Source organism: Gordonia aquimaris (assembly GCF_026262595.1).
GTDB lineage: Bacteria > Actinomycetota > Actinomycetes > Mycobacteriales > Mycobacteriaceae > Gordonia > Gordonia tangerina.
Window position 1 is genome coordinate 1 of the sequence record NZ_JAPKFM010000073.1, and the last position, 1333, is coordinate 1333.

The 1333-nt window shown below is 61.2% G+C and carries 1 protein-coding gene and 1 other annotated feature; the gene reads right to left on the reverse strand.

Going from position 1 to position 1333, the window contains the following annotated elements; all coding sequences use genetic code 11:
- Nucleotides 1-31: 31 nt before the first annotated feature.
- A protein-coding gene (locus OSB52_RS24610) for an IS3 family transposase (protein WP_266063961.1) occupies nt 32-1281 on the reverse strand; the annotation gives its coding sequence in 2 pieces (ribosomal slippage) (nt 32-990 and nt 990-1281; 1251 coding nt in all).
- Nucleotides 869-1000, reverse strand: a sequence feature (AL1L pseudoknot). (Overlaps the previous gene by 132 nt.)
- Nucleotides 1282-1333: the final 52 nt, after the last annotated feature.

Below are 1333 nucleotides of genomic sequence, written 5' to 3' on the forward strand. Positions count from 1 at the left end.
TGAACCGTCCTGGATCGGATGGAGACCTGGTTCAGGCCACCTCCGCCTCGGAGGCGACGGTGTCACGGTAGCGCGTCTCGTATTCGATGGGTGAGCAGTAGCCCAGAGACGAGTGCAGTCGCTCGGTGTTGAACCAGTGGATGTAGGCGGCGGTCTCTCGTTCGACGTGGCCCCGATCGGTCCAGGTGCGGCCGGTGTCGATCAACTCGGTCTTGTAGAGGCCGATCGCCGATTCCATGAGCGCATTGTCGAGAGCATCGCCCACCGATCCGATGGAACCGGTGATGTTGGCCTCGGTCAAGGCGGCGGTGAACGCCAACGACGTGTACTGACTTCCCGCATCGCTGTGATGCACCAAACCCGTTGGTGTGAAAGCGAATCCGGATCTCCGTCGAGTGAACAGTGCTTGTTCGACCACACTGGTCACCAACGGTGTGTGCTTGCTGGTCATGACCCGCCATCCGAGGATGCGCCGTGAGAACACATCGACGAGGAACGCCACGTAGACGAACCCGGCCAATGTCCACACGTAGGTGAAGTCGGCGACCCACCACTGATCGGGATGTGTGGGTGTATTCCACTGCCGCTCAACATGATCAGGGAAACGAGGCGCCTGGTCGTCGCGACGGGTCGTAGTGATGCGATGCGAGCCACGAACCGCTCCGGAGATTCCGCAGATCCCCATCAGCCGGCCGACCTGGTCGCGTCCCATCATGTGACCGGCACGCCACATCGCGTGATACATCTTGCGCACCCCATACACACAGCGGTTCTTCTCAAACTGCTGGTAGACGGCGTGCGCGGCATACGCCTCGGACAGCGTCGCTGCCGAGATCGTGCCCCGTTGTTTGTGGGCGTAGTAGGTGGACGGGGCGATCTGCATTCCGTACTCGGTGAGTACCCGGCAGATCGGATCGACCCCGAACTGGTCGCGGTGAGCGTCGATATACTCGACGATCAACGAAGTCGGCGGTCGATCTCCGCCGCGGCGAAAAACGCCGACGCTGTCTTCAAAATCTCATTGGCTCTACGTAATTCGGCGTTCTCCCGCCGAAGTTCACGCAATTCCGCGTCATGGGCGGCCACCGTCGTCCCCGATCCGGAGACGATCGGAGTGTCCTTCTCGATCCAGTTGCGTAGCGTCGCCGGATTGATGTCGAGCAACTCCCCGACATGACGACGCGCTCCTGACTTGGACTCGCCGGGCTCGGCAAGCCGATCCCGATACATCCTCACCGCCCGCTCACGGGTCTCCTGGTCGAACTTCCGTGGTGCTCCCATATCCGTATTCTCCTGGTGAGATCACGGTCTCCACCAGACCCAGGACGGTTCA